Annotated in this window: 8 protein-coding genes; 3 read left to right on the forward strand and 5 right to left on the reverse strand. The window is 67.3% G+C overall.

Annotated elements, in window-relative coordinates; all coding sequences use genetic code 11:
* Positions 1–2 precede the first annotated feature (2 nt).
* The 3 genes from phoU (at position 3) to ACOXXX_RS01780 (ending at position 2,745) form a co-directional block, all read left to right on the forward strand.
* Positions 3–743 carry a phosphate signaling complex protein PhoU gene (gene phoU, locus ACOXXX_RS01770; RefSeq protein ID WP_422824816.1) on the forward strand — a complete coding sequence of 247 codons (741 nt, stop codon included), beginning with the start codon at positions 3–5 and terminating at the stop codon, positions 741–743.
* Positions 744–746: 3 nt separating this feature from the next.
* Positions 747–1,436 carry a phosphate regulon transcriptional regulator PhoB gene (phoB, locus tag ACOXXX_RS01775; protein ID WP_422824817.1) on the forward strand — a complete coding sequence of 230 codons (690 nt, stop codon included), beginning with the start codon at positions 747–749 and terminating at the stop codon, positions 1,434–1,436.
* Positions 1,437–1,521: 85 nt separating this feature from the next.
* On the forward strand, positions 1,522–2,745 hold the full coding sequence (locus ACOXXX_RS01780) for an acyl-CoA dehydrogenase (RefSeq protein WP_422824951.1): 1,224 nt from the start codon (positions 1,522–1,524) through the stop codon (positions 2,743–2,745).
* Positions 2,746–2,881: 136 nt separating this feature from the next.
* Here ACOXXX_RS01780 and ACOXXX_RS01785 read toward each other — a convergent pair whose 3' ends face one another.
* From ACOXXX_RS01785 to ACOXXX_RS01805, 5 genes are read right to left on the reverse strand one after another with little or no spacing between them, the layout of a single operon-like run.
* Positions 2,882–4,165, reverse strand: a complete 1,284-nt coding sequence (locus ACOXXX_RS01785; protein WP_422824818.1) for a hypothetical protein — start codon at positions 4,163–4,165, stop codon at positions 2,882–2,884.
* 3 nt (positions 4,166–4,168) lie between these two features.
* Positions 4,169–4,912, reverse strand: a complete 744-nt coding sequence (locus ACOXXX_RS01790) for a hypothetical protein (protein ID WP_422824819.1) — start codon at positions 4,910–4,912, stop codon at positions 4,169–4,171.
* A gap of 40 nt (positions 4,913–4,952) precedes the next feature.
* The gene (locus tag ACOXXX_RS01795; RefSeq protein ID WP_422824820.1) at positions 4,953–12,089 is read right to left on the reverse strand and encodes a hypothetical protein; all 7,137 of its coding nucleotides are present in this window, start codon (positions 12,087–12,089) and stop codon (positions 4,953–4,955) included.
* A gap of 1 nt (position 12,090) precedes the next feature.
* Complete coding sequence (locus tag ACOXXX_RS01800) at positions 12,091–14,076, reverse strand: ATP-binding protein (RefSeq protein ID WP_422824821.1); 1,986 nt, start codon at positions 14,074–14,076, stop codon at positions 12,091–12,093.
* The gene (locus tag ACOXXX_RS01805) at positions 14,069–15,559 is read right to left on the reverse strand and encodes a contractile injection system tape measure protein (protein WP_422824822.1); all 1,491 of its coding nucleotides are present in this window, start codon (positions 15,557–15,559) and stop codon (positions 14,069–14,071) included. Before ACOXXX_RS01805 ends, ACOXXX_RS01800 begins: the two co-directional genes overlap by 8 nt.
* Positions 15,560–15,562 lie beyond the last annotated feature (3 nt).

Below are 15,562 nucleotides of genomic sequence, written 5' to 3' on the forward strand. Positions count from 1 at the left end.
CCATGCACGAGATGAACCAACACATCGCCTCGGCCTTTGACCGCGACCTAGAAGGCATTCAGGCGCAGATCATGAAGATGGGTGGGCTCGTCGAAACCGCGATTCGCGACGCCGCCAAATCGCTGGAAACCCGGGACGAGGAACTGGCCGAACAGGTCCGCGCGGGCGACGCGGCCATCGACGCGCTCGAAGAACGCCTAAGCGACGAAGCCGCGCGGGTTATCGCGCTGCGCGCGCCCACGGCCATTGACCTTCGGGTGATCCTGTCAGTCATGCGGATGTCGGCCAATCTCGAACGGATCGGCGATCTGAGCAAGAACCTGGCCAAGCGGACGGGCGTGCTGGTGCAACTACAGCCGATCGAAGGATCGTCGACCACCTTGCGGCGGATGGCACGCGACGTGGAACTGATGCTCAAGGACGCGCTTGATTCCTACATTCAGCGCGACGCGGAACTGGCACTGGACGTGATCAACCGCGACGCGGATGTGGACCAGATGTACAACACGCTGTTCCGCGAGTTCCTGACCTTCATGCTCGAGGATCCGCGCAATATCACCGCCTGCATGCACCTGCATTTCATCGCCAAGAACATCGAACGCATGGGCGATCACGTGACCTCGATTGCCGAACAGGTGGTGTTCCTGGTGACCGGCGAAAAGCCCGGCGAGCCGCGCCAGAAGGGCGACCGCACCTCGTCCGACCCGCGCTACAGCGTGCAGGCCGGCGATCCGGAGGTCTAGAACGTGTCCGCTGATCAACCCACCGTACTCGTGGTCGAGGACGAGGCCGCACAGCGCGAAGTGCTGAGCTACAACCTCGAGGCCGAGGGCTTTCGCGTCACCCGCGCCGAAAACGGCGAAGAGGCGTTGATGCTCGTGGCCGAGGAAGCGCCCGACATCATCGTGCTGGACTGGATGCTGCCCAACGTGTCGGGCATCGAGGTGTGCCGTCAGCTCAAGATCAAGCCCGAAACCCGCAACACGCCGGTGATCATGCTGTCGGCCCGGTCCGAAGAGATCGACAAGGTGCGCGGCCTCGAGACCGGCGCCGACGATTACGTGACCAAGCCCTATTCGGTGATCGAGCTCATGGCCCGCGTGAAGGCGCAGCTGCGCCGGTCGCGGCCCGCGGCGGCGGGCATGCGGCTCGAGTTCAGCGACATCGTGCTCGACGCCGAAACCCACAGGGTCACGCGCGGGGCCGATCCGCTCAAGCTCGGACCGACCGAATTCCGGCTGCTCTCGACCTTCATGGAAAAACCCGGTCGGGTCTGGAGCCGCGAACAGCTGCTCGACCGCGTGTGGGGCCGCGACATCTATGTCGATACCCGCACCGTCGACGTTCATATCGGGCGTCTGCGCAAGGCGCTGTGCCAGCATGGCGGCGACGATCCGCTGCGCACCGTGCGCGGTGCGGGCTATGCGCTGGGGTAGGGGCCGCAAGTCGCGATTGTCGATTTAGCTTCCGTCCGAAGCGCGCTATGCTGGGCGCAACGATGGAGGATGACCGATGAACGAAATGAGCCAAACCACTCCCGCGCTCAAACCCACCGACGCGCCCGATCTGGGCCGCTTTGACTGGCAGGACCCGTTCCGCCTGAACGACCAGCTGACCGAAGACGAGCGCATGATGGCCGAAAGCGCGCGGTCCTACGCGCAGGAAAAGCTGCAGCCGCGTATCATCCAGGCCTTCAACGAAGAAACCGTGGCCCCCGAAATCTTTGCCGAGATGGGCGAGATGGGTCTTCTGGGCATCACCGTTCCCGAGGCCTACGGCGGCCTGGGGTCGTCCTACGTGGCCTATGGCCTTGTCGCGCGCGAGATCGAGCGTGTGGATTCCGGCTACCGCAGCATGATGTCGGTGCAGTCGAGCCTGGTGATGTACCCGATTTACGCCTACGGGTCCGAAGAGCAGCGGCAGAAATACCTGCCCAAGCTGGCCACGGGCGAATACATCGGCTGCTTCGGTCTGACCGAACCCGATGCCGGGTCGGACCCCGCGGGCATGAAGACCCGCGCGGTCAAGACCGATGGCGGCTACCGGATCAGCGGATCGAAGATGTGGATCTCCAACAGCCCCATCGCGGATGTCTTTGTGATCTGGGCAAAATCCGATGCTCACGACGGCAAGATCCGCGGCTTTGTGCTGGAAAAGGGCATGAAGGGGCTGAGCGCCCCCAAGGTCGCCAACAAGCTGAGCCTGCGCGCCAGCGTCACCGGCGAGGTCGTGATGGACGGCGTCGAGGTTGGCGAAGAGGCTTTGTTACCACATGTTCAAGGGCTTAAAGGACCATTTGGATGTCTCAACCGGGCCCGTTACGGCATTTCCTGGGGCGTCATGGGCGCTGCGGAATTCTGCTGGCACGGCGCGCTGCAATATGGGCTGGACCGCAAGCAGTTCGGGCGTCCCTTGGCGCAGACCCAGCTGTTCCAGAAAAAGCTCGCGGACATGCAGACCGAGATCACGCTGGGGCTGCAGGCATCCTTGCGGGTCGGGCGGCTGATGGACGAAGCGCAGGCCGCGCCCGAGATGATCAGCATGATCAAGCGCAACAACTGCGGCAAAGCCCTTGATATCGCAAGACAATCTCGCGACATGCATGGCGGCAACGGGATCTCGGCCGAATTCCAGGTGATCCGCCACATGATGAACCTCGAAACGGTGAACACCTACGAGGGCACACATGACGTACACGCGCTGATCCTGGGCCGCGCGCAAACTGGGCTGCAGGCGTTCTTCTAGGCGCTAGGTCGAAGCAAAGGACCCTCAGCCATTTGGCTGGGGGAGACACGTCTGGCCATACTTGAATTTCGACATGGTAATCGTATAATCAGTATTATGTAAATAAAATGGGCGCGCAAACCCTTGATTTCCTGACCTAAGCCGGTATGACCCCCCGGATCGCCGCAGTGCTGTCATGTGCTGCCTCGCGCAGGAAGGATACCCGGCCCCCGTGATCGCTGCCGCAGAGAACAAGTGTGCCGTCACGCGTCGCCCACTCCGGCCGTCCCGACCAGAGCGCGCCCCAAGGTGATATCGGCACGGACGGCAGCGCCGGATCGACACCCCAGGGATACGGGCGTCCGTCCGGGCCGCGCATCAGCGCCTCCCATTCGTCCGTGGTCAGCAGACGCAGATGCCGGCCCGGCATCACCTGCGCCAATGCCGTGTCGATCCCGTCAGAGCGCACCGACGTGCCAGCGCTCAGCATCGCGGTCACGGGCGCGTCCGGCGTCCAGCGGCGCAGCGGATTGTGCAGCCCCTTGCCTGCGGCGTGGCCCAGCCAGTGCGGTATCTTTGGCAGCGTGCAGAATCCTTCCGGCGGTTCCGGCAGATCGACCTCCGGCAACGGTGTCGTCAGCGCGTGCAGGATCAGCGTCACGTCATCCTCTGGCGTTGTGTCGCGCAGAACGGCGCGCCAGAACCGATTTTTGGGTGTGTCGGTGCCTGCGGGCCGTTCACCGGACAGTGTGGCAAGGCAGGCCCGTTGCAAGGCGGTGAACACCTCCTGTTCCGTCCGGCCGCGCGCCAAGGGTGTCAGGTCTGAACGTTTCACCGCAAGCCCTTGATCCTTTGCGTTTAATCTCGCGGCGGCAATCATCGCGGTTGCCGCAAGTTCCGGCCCATCCGCCCAACAATACGGCAACAGGTCGGCGACGCTGGCCGGATGATCCGCCATTGCGTGGCGCAGCACCTGGCGCTTGATCGACGCGGTCAGCACCTCGAACGGCCCTGTGGCGCGGCCCTTGGGCAGCGGCGTCAGGCGTCGCAACGCGGCTTGTCCCATCGGATGAAGCGGCTCCGGGAGGTCAGCGGCGGCCTCGGCCACGGCGTCCCGCAGATGGGTCAGCTGCAGCTCTGCCGCGGCCAGACAACCGCGCGCCTGGGCCAGCGGATCGTCATCAGCCAGCCACGCGGTGACATCTGATGTGTTAATCCGCGGCAGGTCAGAATGAATGTCCCCGTCCAGTATCCGCAGATCAATCACTGGATTAAAGCTGTAAAGTAATGCCTTGTTTTGCCGTGAAAACCGCGCCTGTTCCGGTTCGTTCGCGCGCAAGGGCGGCAGCAGCCCCGGGATCGGGTCGCGGTGCCAGCCATCGCGCGTCAGAAGGTCCGCCAGGGCCTCAAAGCTCAGCTCGGGCGGCAGGACACAGCGCATCGGTCAGAGCGCGGCGAGTTCGCGGACAAGCTGCCCGGGCAGGTCTGTCGGCGCGACATTGCCGATCACCACATAGACCGCCCGTGCCGCCCAGAGGAAATCGTTCCAGGTCGCGCGGTCGTCATGGACCGCCTTCGGGAAATTATCACGCCAGACCTGCCAGGCGGGCTGCGCGTCCTCCAGCGGGCCGCCGCTCTGCATGACCTGCGCGATGCGGCGCTGCGCCGCATCGGGGATTTTCGGCGGGCCGCCGGATGGCGCACGCTCGCCCAGGCCAAGATGCGCCGTCACCTCATCCGCATGTCCCCAGGCCAGGCTGGCCCAGGCGGTCGTGACGTCGGACCGGTCGCCATCCGGCGCACGGGACCAGAGCCTGTCGAAGGCCACACGTCGCAATTCGGCCCAGTCCCCGAAACCGCCCAGATCGGCGACCAGCGCGCAGGCCAGAATCGCCTGGCTGCTGGCCGGGCGCGCGCGCATGTCGGCATCATCGGCGTCGGCCACGTCCTGCGACCGGTCTTGCAGCAGGGTGACGATCCGGCCCATCGCGGCCCCCTGCCCCATGATCAGCCCCCGGTTCAGCACCTCGGCGGCGCGCATCAGATCGCCGCCAAAGCCGATGCTGGCCGGTGTCTTGTCCTTGAGTTCGCGCATGTAATAGCCAAAGCCGTCCGCCGTCATGCCCGGATCCGCGCGCAGCCGACCCATCAGCTCGGGCCAATCCCTGGGGGTATCGGAGGCGGTCATGTGCGGTCCCTTTCGATGCGCGGCCCTGCGAAGCGTAGGCCTAGTCGGTCCAGAAGATCAATCGCAGCCGCTCGGCATCGGTGATGGGTGGCTTCTGCTTGTCGAGTTCGTCCTCGATGGCGCGGCGCAGGGCGGCGCGGTCGCCGTTCAGCTGCCCGAGGTCCACGACCATATGCGGAAAACCCGACAGATCCTGCGAGATCTGGTGGAACCCGCGCATCTGCCCGATGATGCCCTTGGCAATGTCGGCAGGATCCTGCGCGTTCACGTGCCCCGTGACCTCGTGCATGGCCAGCAGGCGGCCTTCGGCATCGACATAGGGAATATCCGCGCGTCCGGTGGAAAACATCCGCTCGGACAGGCCAAGCGCGCGGGTGCCGTCAAAGACGCGCGTTGCGCGGGCCAGATCCGCGTCCGAGATTGTCCGAGGTTCGAGGATCGGGCGGAAGCCGTCCCAGTCGAGCTTGAGCCGGTTCATGGTCGACATGTTGCCGCCGGTATCCGCGACGCCGACCTTGGCCTTTTCCGTGAGCCTGATTTCAAGCTCGATATCGCGGTTCGCCATCGCCTGCCGCATCTGACGCACCTGATCGCGGGTGACGCCCAATCGGTCGGCCACGCGCTGATCGGCGATATCGGCCTGGCGCCGCGCGAGATCGGCCTGATCGGCGAGCGCGCGTTCCGCCGTGGTGGTGCCATCCGCCAGATCGTCGTAGATCTGGCCCAGCCGGTCCATGCTGTCCTGATAATCCTGCCCCCACATCCCCCCGGGGCCATAGCCCACGGGGTCGGGCGGGTCGTCCACGATCAGCGTCTGACGGCGGGCCTCGGCCAGGTCGGTCGGTGTCGGTTTGAGCCTGGCGTCAAGGTCGTCGAGGTTCTTTTGCAGATTGTCGACTCCAGCGCCCTTGATGTTGCGATTGACGGCGGTGAATTCGACATAATCGACGTAGTCGTTGTAATTCTTGACCTCGATGATCCGCACGACCGGCACGCCATCGATGAGGTGCAGTTCGATCCCGTCAAAGCCCTGCCCGCCCTTCTGGTGCAGGTCGATCGCCGCCTGCGTGGTATTGCCCGTCGCCTTGAGATCGGCCTGGCTGCGGGTTTGCGAGGCAAGTTCGGCCACCGCCCCCTTGCGGTTCACGGCGCTGCCGCTGGCGCCCCAGCCCAGCTGACGCAGGTCGGTGCCGCTCATGGTCTGGGCGCGTTCGACGGGCGGGACGATGCTGCCGTCGGACTGGCGCGCGTCGGGCATGAAATATTCGCGCCGGACCTCAAGCTCGCGCTTGCCGCGCACCGCAAAGACCACCGGTTCGGTGCGGGTGCTCACGATGTTGCCCGCGCCGTCGCGCGTGTGAATGCGCAGGTCGCCGTCGACCAGCGTGTTGGGCTCGAGCTTGGTGCGGGTCGCGCCGGGGACCGGCACGCCAAGGGCGTCGACCTCGATCTGCATGAGCTGACCCTTGCTGTCCTGATCGATGCGGTAGAAGGCGCCGCCGACCTCGATCTCGAACCCGACGGTGTTGGACTTGGTGTCAGCCAGGATCTTGCTGGAGCCCCGGGTCGAGATCGTCCCCTCGATCCCGTCCACCACCGCGCTGCGGTCGGCCACGGGCGGCAGGTCCACCGGCGTGGTCGTGCCGGTGCTCGAGGGCGGCGCCGGTTCCAGCCGCTTTGGCGCTGGCGGCTTTTTCTTGCCTTTGGAAAAGAGCCGCGCGGGCTGGTCGAGGTAGGGCGGCGGGTCGCGCAGGCCACGCGCCATGGCGATCCGTTCCAGCGGGCCCAGCTGTGACACCTCGTCGGCGCGGCGGCGCAGGTTGTTCAGGCTGGTTTCGGCCAGCGCCTTCTGCTGGGTCAGCTTGTCGAGGTCGGGCCCCGGGCGGGTGGCGCGGATGTCGGCATCCAGCCCATCGATCAGCCGGATCTGCGCGTCGATCTCAAGCTCGACCTTGATGGCATAAAGCTCCATCTTCTCGGCCAGCGGCAGGCTGTCCCAATCCTGCAGCTTCGCCTCGTCCAGCCGCCGCACCAGCGGGCCAAGCTCGGGGTCCATGAGTTGCTGCAGGTGAATGCCCTCTTCGCGCAGCACGCCCGGTGGCGCGCCGTCGCGCAGGATGATTTTGGGCTTGCCGCCGTCGATGATGGTCACGGCATTGCCGCTGTCCGAGCGGGTGAAGGCGCGGAATTCCTTTTCGGGCATCACCTCGATCTGGACGTCCTTGAAGGCGCGGCGCTGCTGCGGCGGGATGCCCGCGTAAAGTTCGGTGCGCAGCGCGCGCTGCACGCCCGCATCCCGCGCCTCGGCCGCCAGCCTGTCCTTGATCTGCGCGTCGTACTGGCGCAGGAAGCCGCTCATGCTGGCGTGGGGATTGGCGGCTTTGTGTTCCTTCCAGGCGGCAAGCCGGTCCTGCGGGGTGCCGCGGTGGTTGAGGATATCGCCGGTGCGCGGGGTTGGCGGATCGGTCTTGGGCATCTTGATGCCGCCCAGGCTGCCCAGTCCCCCCGACACCACCCCGCCCATGCCGGTCTGCACCAGAGTGCTGCCCAGGATGTTGGTCAGCGGGTTGCCCTTTTCCCAGTTCTTGTCGTTGAGCATGTTGCCCGCCAGCGCCGACGGCAGGGTCGAGGCAGCGCCTTCCACGGTTTCGGAAACCCCGTGGGCGATCATCCGCTGCGTGCGCGAGCCCGACGCCGCCATACGCGCCAGCGACGTGGCCAGTTTCGACCCGCCCAGTTTCTGGAACCGCCCGGCCTGCGACGTGGCCACGCGCAAAAGCGCGTTGCCCATCCCGGCGGTGGCCATGGCGGCGGCGGCGTCGACGATGCCCACCACCGCATCGATGGCCATTTCGTCGGTGCCGTAGGCTTCGCCCTTCATCACCGCCTTCACGGTCATCGTGGCAGAGGCCGCGGCCAGCGCCCCCAGCGCCCCGGCGATGACCAGCCCCGCCGCACCTGCGGTCAGGGCGGTGACGGTGACGGCGGCCGCGATGGCGACACCGGTGGCCACCGCATCGGTCATCGCATCGACCTGCGCGCGGTAGCTGTCGACCCCGGCCTGCACCCCCTGCCCGCGCTGCCGGAACTGGTCCAGCGCGCGGCGGCGTTCGAACGGGTCGGCCTTGGGATCGTTGATCAGCTTGTACTGCTTTTCCATCCGGGCCATGCGCTTTTTCAGTACCTCGCGCTGGAGGCCGCCGACGGGCGAGTTGCGCAGCTCGTACCGCGCCTTTTCGCGGGCCTGGGCGATTTCCTGATCGGCGTTTTCGGGCACGCCTTTGGCCAGCATCTTGGTGTCGAAATTGTCGCGCCCGCTCATTTCGGAATCGATGGTCTTCTTGACGGACGGCAGGCCCTGCTTGGCGCGCTGCTTGTCGATTTCCGCGATCTCGGCAGCGGTGGCACCGGCCAGGGCCTTCTTGGCGTCGTCCTCGTCGGTGCCAAGGCCGCGGGTGGCGTAATCGAACCGCTGCGCTCGGGTCAGGTGCCCGCCCTGCTTGAGAAGGGTCTGCGCCTTTTCCTTGTCGGTGCCCGACATGTTGTAGGCGATCATAACCTTCAGCCCGCCCTTGCCCCAGCGGCTGTACTTGGTGTCGTACGTGTTCTCGAGCGCCGCCATGTTCTGCTGGGCACCGGCCTTCGCGGCCTCTTCCATCCTGCGGTCAAGCGCGCGTTCGGCGGCAGCGATCTTGTAGGGATCCCAGTGTTCCTTGGCGGCCTTCTTCTGCAGCGCCTCGCGTTCGGCACGCCATTTCGGGTCGCGCTTGAGCGCATCCAGCGACCGCGTGTACTGGGTTTCCAGCACGTTGTTGACGACGTCGTCATCGGTGTAGAAGCCCTGGCGCTCACGCTCCAGCCGGGCGGCGTCGGCGGCGACCAGATCGTTGTCGGCCAGCGCGGTGGCCAGGTCGAGGTCGGGGCCGCTTAGCTCGCTCTTGTAGGCCGCGCGCAGGGCCGATTTCTGGTCGCCGGGCGTGCCGTACTTGTCGTTGTAGGCGACCTCTACATGCGCGTTGCGGCGGCGGACCTCTTCCTCAAGCTCCTGTGCGGTCAGGGGCCGCATGCCGCCCTTGCCGTCGGGCACCTGCTTCTTGGCGGCATCGGCGCGGATCGCGGCATAGGTATCCTCGATCTTCTTCTCGTCAGTGCCCCAGCCGAGGAATCCGCCGTGCATCGCCTGATCAAGGGCGATGGCATCGGCCTTGGCGGTGTTGCCCGCAAGCAGCGCCTGCGACCGGTCAAGGTCATGGCTGCTCATTTCGGATTTCAGCGCGGCGTTCAGATCGACGCCGTAGCGGCGGCGGTATTCCTCGACGATGCGGGCGCGCTGTTCGGCGGTCTTGCCGCGCAGCACCTTCATGATGGTGTCCTCGTCGGTCCCAAGGCCCGCCATCGCCTCGTTGAGCGCGCCGACCGCCTCGATCACCGGATCGCCGTCAAGTGCTGCCTTGGCGCGCACCAGCGCGTTGTCGGCGTCGAGTTCGCTGGCCAGATCGGAATCGAGGTTGCGACCATAATCGATGCGGTAATTGGCCCGGACCGCCCTGCCCTGAAGCTTGGTCAGGCCCGTGAGGCTGTTGTAGATCTTGTCCTCGTCCGTGCCCCAACCGGTGACGCCGCCGAACATCGCGTCATAAAGCTTGCTGGAAATGCTGGCGGCGGAAAAGCCGGGGGTCTGCGCCGCGCCGATCTGCTCGAACTGCTTCCATTCGCTGTCGGGCTTGGCCATCACCTCCTTTTTCATCTTCTCGATCATCAGCGGCTTTTGCTGCGCGGCGAGCCGGAATTTCAGCCCTGCCGCGACTGCGCCGATGGCGTCGCGCTTGCCCGCGGGGGCGGCGTAATAGGCCTTGATCACCGTCTGCTGTTCGGCGCTGAGCGTCTTGAACGCGGCGTTAGTTTCCAGGTTCACGGCCTCGCCCTGGGTCTGCATGAATTGCGACAACACGCCCATGTTCTGCACGGTGGCGTCCCGCGCCTCGGACGCGCGCACGCCGGACCAGTTTTCCGCCTCGACCTCGGCCTGCTGCGACCAGTCGCTGAACAGCGCCCAAAGCTTGTCCCACCAGCTGGTCGTCTCGCCCTTGAGCTCGGATGCCCAGGTGCGCACCTTTTCCGTCGCCGCGCGCCCGGCCTCATAGGTATCCTTGCGAAACCCCTTGGTCTGGTTGGTCGCGGCGGTCTTGAATTCAGTGATCTTGGTGTTGAGCGCGCGCTTGCTGTCCTCGGCCCACTGGTTGACTTTGCCGATCTCGAGGAAGGTGCCCAGGCTGTCCTGCGTCTTGTCGGCCTTGGCCTTCTTGTAGGCGGCGTTGAGCGCCTTGATGTCAGCATCCTTGACCTTGTCATAGGCCTTGATCTGCACCGCCCGGGCGCGGTCGAGTGCGGCGTGCCGCCGATCCTTGGCCCGGTCGTAGCCAAAGCGGATGTCGCCCACCATGCGGTTGATCTTGCGGATCTGACCGTCGCGGCGGGCGTCAATCACCTGCGGGCTGCCTTCGCCGGTGGCTGCCTCGACGGTGGCGGTGGTGCGGGCATGCTGGGCATCCTCGGCGGCGTTGACCTCGCCCAGCTCCTTGCCGCTTTCCTTGCTCAGCGCGTCCTTTTCGTCGCTTTGCGCCTTGCCCTGCGCATCGGCGGATTTCTTCGCCGTCTCGGTCGCGGCGGCCTTGCGCTTTTCGACTTCGGCCTTCAGTTCCTCTCCCGCGATGCCCGCATCGGCGGCGATGAGGTTCAGCGCCTCTTTCAGATCACCGGCGAGTGCGGGCAGCTTGTCGTTGCCGATATCCTTGTAGGCGAACGCCAGCACGTTGTTGGGATAGGCCTCTTTCCGCGCGTTGGTGATGATCGGCTTGGCCTGTTCCTGGGGGTTAATCATCAGCCGCGCCAGCACCTGCTTCATCACGTTATTGACGTGCGGGGGCAGCTTCTTGCGTGGCGGCGGCGGTGTGTCCTTGAGCGTGGGGCCGGTAGCCGTGCCCGGCGGCACCTTGGGCGCCGGTTTCGCGGCAGCGTCGGCGACCGCGTCGGCGGCCTTCTGGTCCCCCGGCGCGGGTTTGCCAGGAGCAGCGCTGGTCGCGGGTGCGGTCTTGCCCGCGGCATCGGTCGGGGCCGGTACGGGCGGCGGTTTCTTGGCGTTTGGGTCGGGGATCAGCGGTTGCGATCCGCGCGGCGACGGTTTGAGGTCGGGCAGCTTGACGTCGGGCAGCTTCTTGTCGGCGGTGGCCTTCACCAGATCATAGGCGCCGGGCACCGGATCGGGTGGTGGGGTCACCGGCGGCTTGATCTCGCCCTTCTTCTTGGGCGGTTTCGATATGGCGGCAGCGGCTTCCTTCTGGATCGCCGCGCGCCGTCCGCTGCGGCCTTTGCGCAGCTTCTGGCCGGTGCTCTTGATCTTGCCCGGCGCGGCGGCGGCCTTGGGCTGGGCGGGCTGGGGAATGGCCTTGGCCGCGCCCACGGTGCGGCTGTGCCAGGCCTTGAGCGCGGGACCGGGTTTGACCGGCGCAGGCTCGGGCGCATCGCCGCCGTCGCCCGCATCCGGCTCCAGTGATCCGGCGGGACCATCCCCGGGCGCGTCCATCTGCACGGCGGTGACGGTCGCATCGCCGTCGGGTGCCGCGGCCTTGGCGTCGGAGGGGTCGAGATCCTTCTGATCTGGCGCGTCCGCGGCGGCAGCGGCATCGATCTCGGCGGCGGGGGTGGTGACCTCCTCCGCGATTGCCGCGTCGCCATCTGCCGCCGGAGTGGCGGGCGGGGACGACGTGCCGGGGGCCGTTGCTGCGTTGGCGGGCGTGAGGTTGGTGGCACCGTCCGGCGTCTTGGGCTCTGCGGCCGCAGGGGCATCCGCGACCGCATCCTGCCCCGCATCAACATCAGCGTCCGCCGCCGTCACATCGTCGGCATCCGCTGTGTCCTGCGCCGAAGCGGGGTCGTCGCCATCCCTTGCCGCTGGGGCGACATCGTCGTTGGCGGGGGCCTGAGCGCCGCTGCGTTCAGCGGCCCGCGCCCGCAAACGCGCCAAGAGCGCCTCGCGCCCGCGGTTGCTGACCGGCGGCGTGCGCTGCGCAGTCACCTCCGGTGTCGCAGCCACGACCATGTCGGCATCCGCGACCTGCGCATCGGGGCTAAGCCTTGCGCGGGTGCGCTGCCGCCGGGGATCGCGCGGCGGGGCCATGTCAGGCCCCCTTGCGGGCGCGCAGCGCCGGGTAGGCGTCACCGAATTCGGCGCGGGTCAGCGGGCGGCGGGTCTTTTCGTATTCCAGCGCCACGGCGCGCACGCAATGGTCGGTGGTGATCCGCTCGCCCGCCTCTGACGCCAAAAACGCCGCCGTTACCAGGCAGTTGCGGATCGACCCGCCGGTCAGCTCGAACCGTTCGCCCAGGCGCACCGCGTCGATCTCTGCCGCGGCTTCGGGCGGCATCAGCCGCTGCCAAAGCGCCATGCGCAATGCCGCGTCGGGCAGCGCGTATTCGATGGCGATGTCGATCCGGCGCATGAACGCCTCGTCTATGTTCTGCGGATGGTTGGACGACATCATGACGATGCCGCGATGCGCCTCCATCCGCTGCAAAAGGTACGAGGTTTCGATATTGGCATAGCGGTCATGGGCATCCGACACTTCGGATCGTTTGCCAAAGAGCGCGTCGCATTCATCGAACAGCAGGCAGGCATTGGCGGATTCGGCGGCGGTGAAGATCTGTTCGAGGTTCTTTTCCGTCTCGCCGATGTATTTGCTCACCGTGGCCGACAGGTCCACCCGGTAAAGTGGCAGGCCGATGGCGCGGGCCACGACGCTGGCCGACAGCGTCTTGCCCGCGCCCGAGGGGCCTGAGAACAACGCTGACAACCCGCGATTGGGCACCAGCTTGCGGCCAAAGCCCCAGTCCTCGAAGACCGCGCGCGCATGGCGGGCACGGCTGACGATGGCGCGCAGCGCGGTGGTCTGGCGTGGCGGCAGCACCAGATCGTCCCAGTCGTGGCGGCAGGGCACGTGCGTGGCCAGACGGCTGAGCGTGCCCGCCGACCGGTCCAGACAGGCCTGCCGGATCGTAGCAAGGGGCCGTTCGGGGCCCGCGGGCACCGACAGGATGTCGTCCACCGGCAGGCGGAACTGATGCGCCAGCTGGCCCGCATCTTCGGCCCGGTCGGGGCCCAGCCGTGCCGTCCAGAGGCGCGCGGTGCGCTGCGCGTCAAGATCCGGCACCCGGATCTGCGGCAGGTCAAGCGGCAGCCGGTCCTCTGCCGTCAGTGCCAGCGGTCCGGGGGCGGCCTGCAGGCACCAGCGCAGCGTCTCGACAGGCATGGCATGGGCGTCAGACAGGATCAGCGCCTCGCCCGTCAACGCGCAGTCACGCAGGGCGCAAGCCAGCACCTCCTGCCCCAGCCCGGGACCGACCTTTAGCACCTGCGCGGGCATCCCGCGCGCCAGAAGCAGGGCCGCCGCCACCGCCCGCCGCCCCGCCCCCGCAGCGCCGAGAACGGCGAAAGGTCCATGCGGGGCCTTCGGCGCGCTGTTCAAAAGCTGATCCAGCGGCAGGGTCCGCGCGGGCAAAAGCAGGCCGGCGAGCGCCGGGTCGTCGGGCGGCAGGCCTTGCAGAAAACGCAGGACAGGTGCGCTCAGGATCACCGCGCGGTCGCCGGGCAACTGCGCGCTCTGGGTCTGCGGTTCAAGGCAGTTGAGCCGGGTCAGCGGGCTGGCCGCCCAGTCACGCGGATCGGGCGCGTCGGGGCCGCACAACGTCTGAACCAGCGCCGCGGTCAGATGCCGCCGCTGCACGTCGTCGTTGAGCCAGGCCAGAAGCCGGGCAAAGCGCGCATCCGCCGCCACGACCGCCATCAGCGCCAGCGGCACCGCCCAGTTTGGCCCCAGCCCCAGGCCGATCATCATCTGCGCCACTGGCAGGTCGGCCAGGGCTGCGGGTCCACCCAGCCGCTGCGCCAGCGCCTGCCGCGCGGGCGGGTCCTGCGGCGGCCTCGGTGCGCCGTTGGCGATGGCCTCGGCCAGGGCGCGCGCTTCACGGGTTTCCACCAGCCCGACCAGACGGACATCCTCGGACGTCGTGGCGGGCGCGAGATGGTCGCCGATCCGCCCGGCAAAAACGGTGGCGGCGTCGCGGAGCCAGTCGTCGGACGTGGCATAGGGGGCCTGTAGGTTATCCATCGCCGACCTCGATCCGCAGCGGCAGGTCACCCAGCCACGGCACCGTGCCCTGCTCGCCCAGTCGGCCGGCCAGTTGCAGCAGCACCTTGAGCGGGATGGTCTGGATGCGCATGTGCAGGCATTCCGGGCCGATACGCAGGGTCCCGGGGCGCAGGAAGAACTGCGCGCGCAGGTAGTCGGGCGAAGCCTTGCCCATGCCGCGCAGATCGCGGCGGAACAGATCCAGAAGTTGGGCGCGGTCTTCGTCCAGCGTGTCGGGCGGCGGGTCCAGCACCGCCTCGGGTGGCAGGCCGCTGAGGTGGCGCAGCCCGAAATCCCCGTTGGCCAGCAGCCGGTCGGTCCCGGTAAACAACCCGGCGAGCAGGTGGTGGCGGTATTGGTCCGTCCAGCGCAGGTCGGGATCGGCCCGGCGCATCGCGGGCAAGAGCAGCACCGCCCCGGCAAAGGGCGTGTGCAGACGCACCTCTGGCCCCTTTGTCGGCCCCTTGCCTGTTGTCATCCGAGGCTGGGCCGACGCAGGCGTCGTGTCGGGAAGCACCCGCAGGACCGACTTGCGCGCCGATGCGAGGTCTTCGCGGGCGATCAGCGTCGCGGCCCATTGCGCGATTTGCGCCAGATCGCCAGGCACCTGCGCCACGGCCTGCCGCAGCTCTGCGGCGTCGGGACGGGTGCGCGCCCAGACCTGCCGCACTTGCGGCACCGCGTGAAAAAGCGCCGCTAGCTGCGCAAGCTGCATCGCCAAGGGGGCCGCGCTTTGCGGGCTCAGGCCGACGGGGGCCGCCGTCAGGACCAGCAACCACCGAAACGCGCAGCGCGCCCGCGCCGCGGCGCCGCCGGGTTCGAAGACCGGCGTCGTCAAGGCCAGGCCTGCCACCCGCTCGAGCAAGGCCCTTGGCAAGGCCTCGGCGCGTTTCGGGCGCGCGCCGGTCCATGCGGTCCACAGCACCTCGGTATCGCGTACGGTGAAGGCCGCGATCACGCGGTCGCGCTGTCCCTGCCCCGCCAGCGCGCGAAACGTGGCGGCGATGTGACCCGGGTGGCGGGCCAGCCCGGCGCTGATGCTGCGGCCTGCGGGAAGGCCGTCGAACACCGCGAATTCGGCGAACATCCAGCGGTCCTGCGCCACACCATCAAGCACCGCCGCCACCCAGGCCGCCAGAAAGGCCGCCTGCCCGGGATAGCGCATCACGGTATCGGGCCCGGCCTCGGCCAGTTGCCGGTGCAGCGCCCGCGCCAGAAGCCGCGCCCAGTCGGTCGCGATCTGCCCGTCCGACTGCACCGCCATGTTGAGCCAGAGCCGCAGCTTCAGCTTTCGGATCTTATAGACCGGCCCGTCGGGATCGGCGAAATCCCGCGCCGGGTCTTCAAGCGCCTGCGCCAGAAGCTGCCCACAGATATGATCGAGCCTGCGCGCGAGGGTGACCCGCGCGGCCCCGTTCCCGGCGATCTGGTAGCGGTTGTGCAGGCGCTGGATCGCAATCATCGC

The sequence above is a fragment of the Thalassococcus sp. BH17M4-6 genome (genome assembly GCF_049323015.1).
GTDB lineage: Bacteria > Pseudomonadota > Alphaproteobacteria > Rhodobacterales > Rhodobacteraceae > Puniceibacterium.

What these genes read in the sequence shown, in the direction of transcription:
- ACOXXX_RS01795 (WP_422824820.1), bottom strand. Translation starts at nt 12,089, where the DNA reads ATGGCCCCGCCGCGCGATCCCCGGCGGCAGCGCACCCGCGCAAGGCTT.
- phoU (WP_422824816.1), top strand. Translation starts at nt 3, where the DNA reads ATGCACGAGATGAACCAACACATCGCCTCGGCCTTTGACCGCGACCTA.
- ACOXXX_RS01780 (WP_422824951.1), top strand. Translation starts at nt 1,522, where the DNA reads ATGAGCCAAACCACTCCCGCGCTCAAACCCACCGACGCGCCCGATCTG.
- ACOXXX_RS01805 (WP_422824822.1), bottom strand. Translation starts at nt 15,559, where the DNA reads ATGATTGCGATCCAGCGCCTGCACAACCGCTACCAGATCGCCGGGAAC.
- ACOXXX_RS01790 (WP_422824819.1), bottom strand. Translation starts at nt 4,912, where the DNA reads ATGACCGCCTCCGATACCCCCAGGGATTGGCCCGAGCTGATGGGTCGG.
- ACOXXX_RS01800 (WP_422824821.1), bottom strand. Translation starts at nt 14,076, where the DNA reads ATGGATAACCTACAGGCCCCCTATGCCACGTCCGACGACTGGCTCCGC.
- ACOXXX_RS01785 (WP_422824818.1), bottom strand. Translation starts at nt 4,165, where the DNA reads ATGCGCTGTGTCCTGCCGCCCGAGCTGAGCTTTGAGGCCCTGGCGGAC.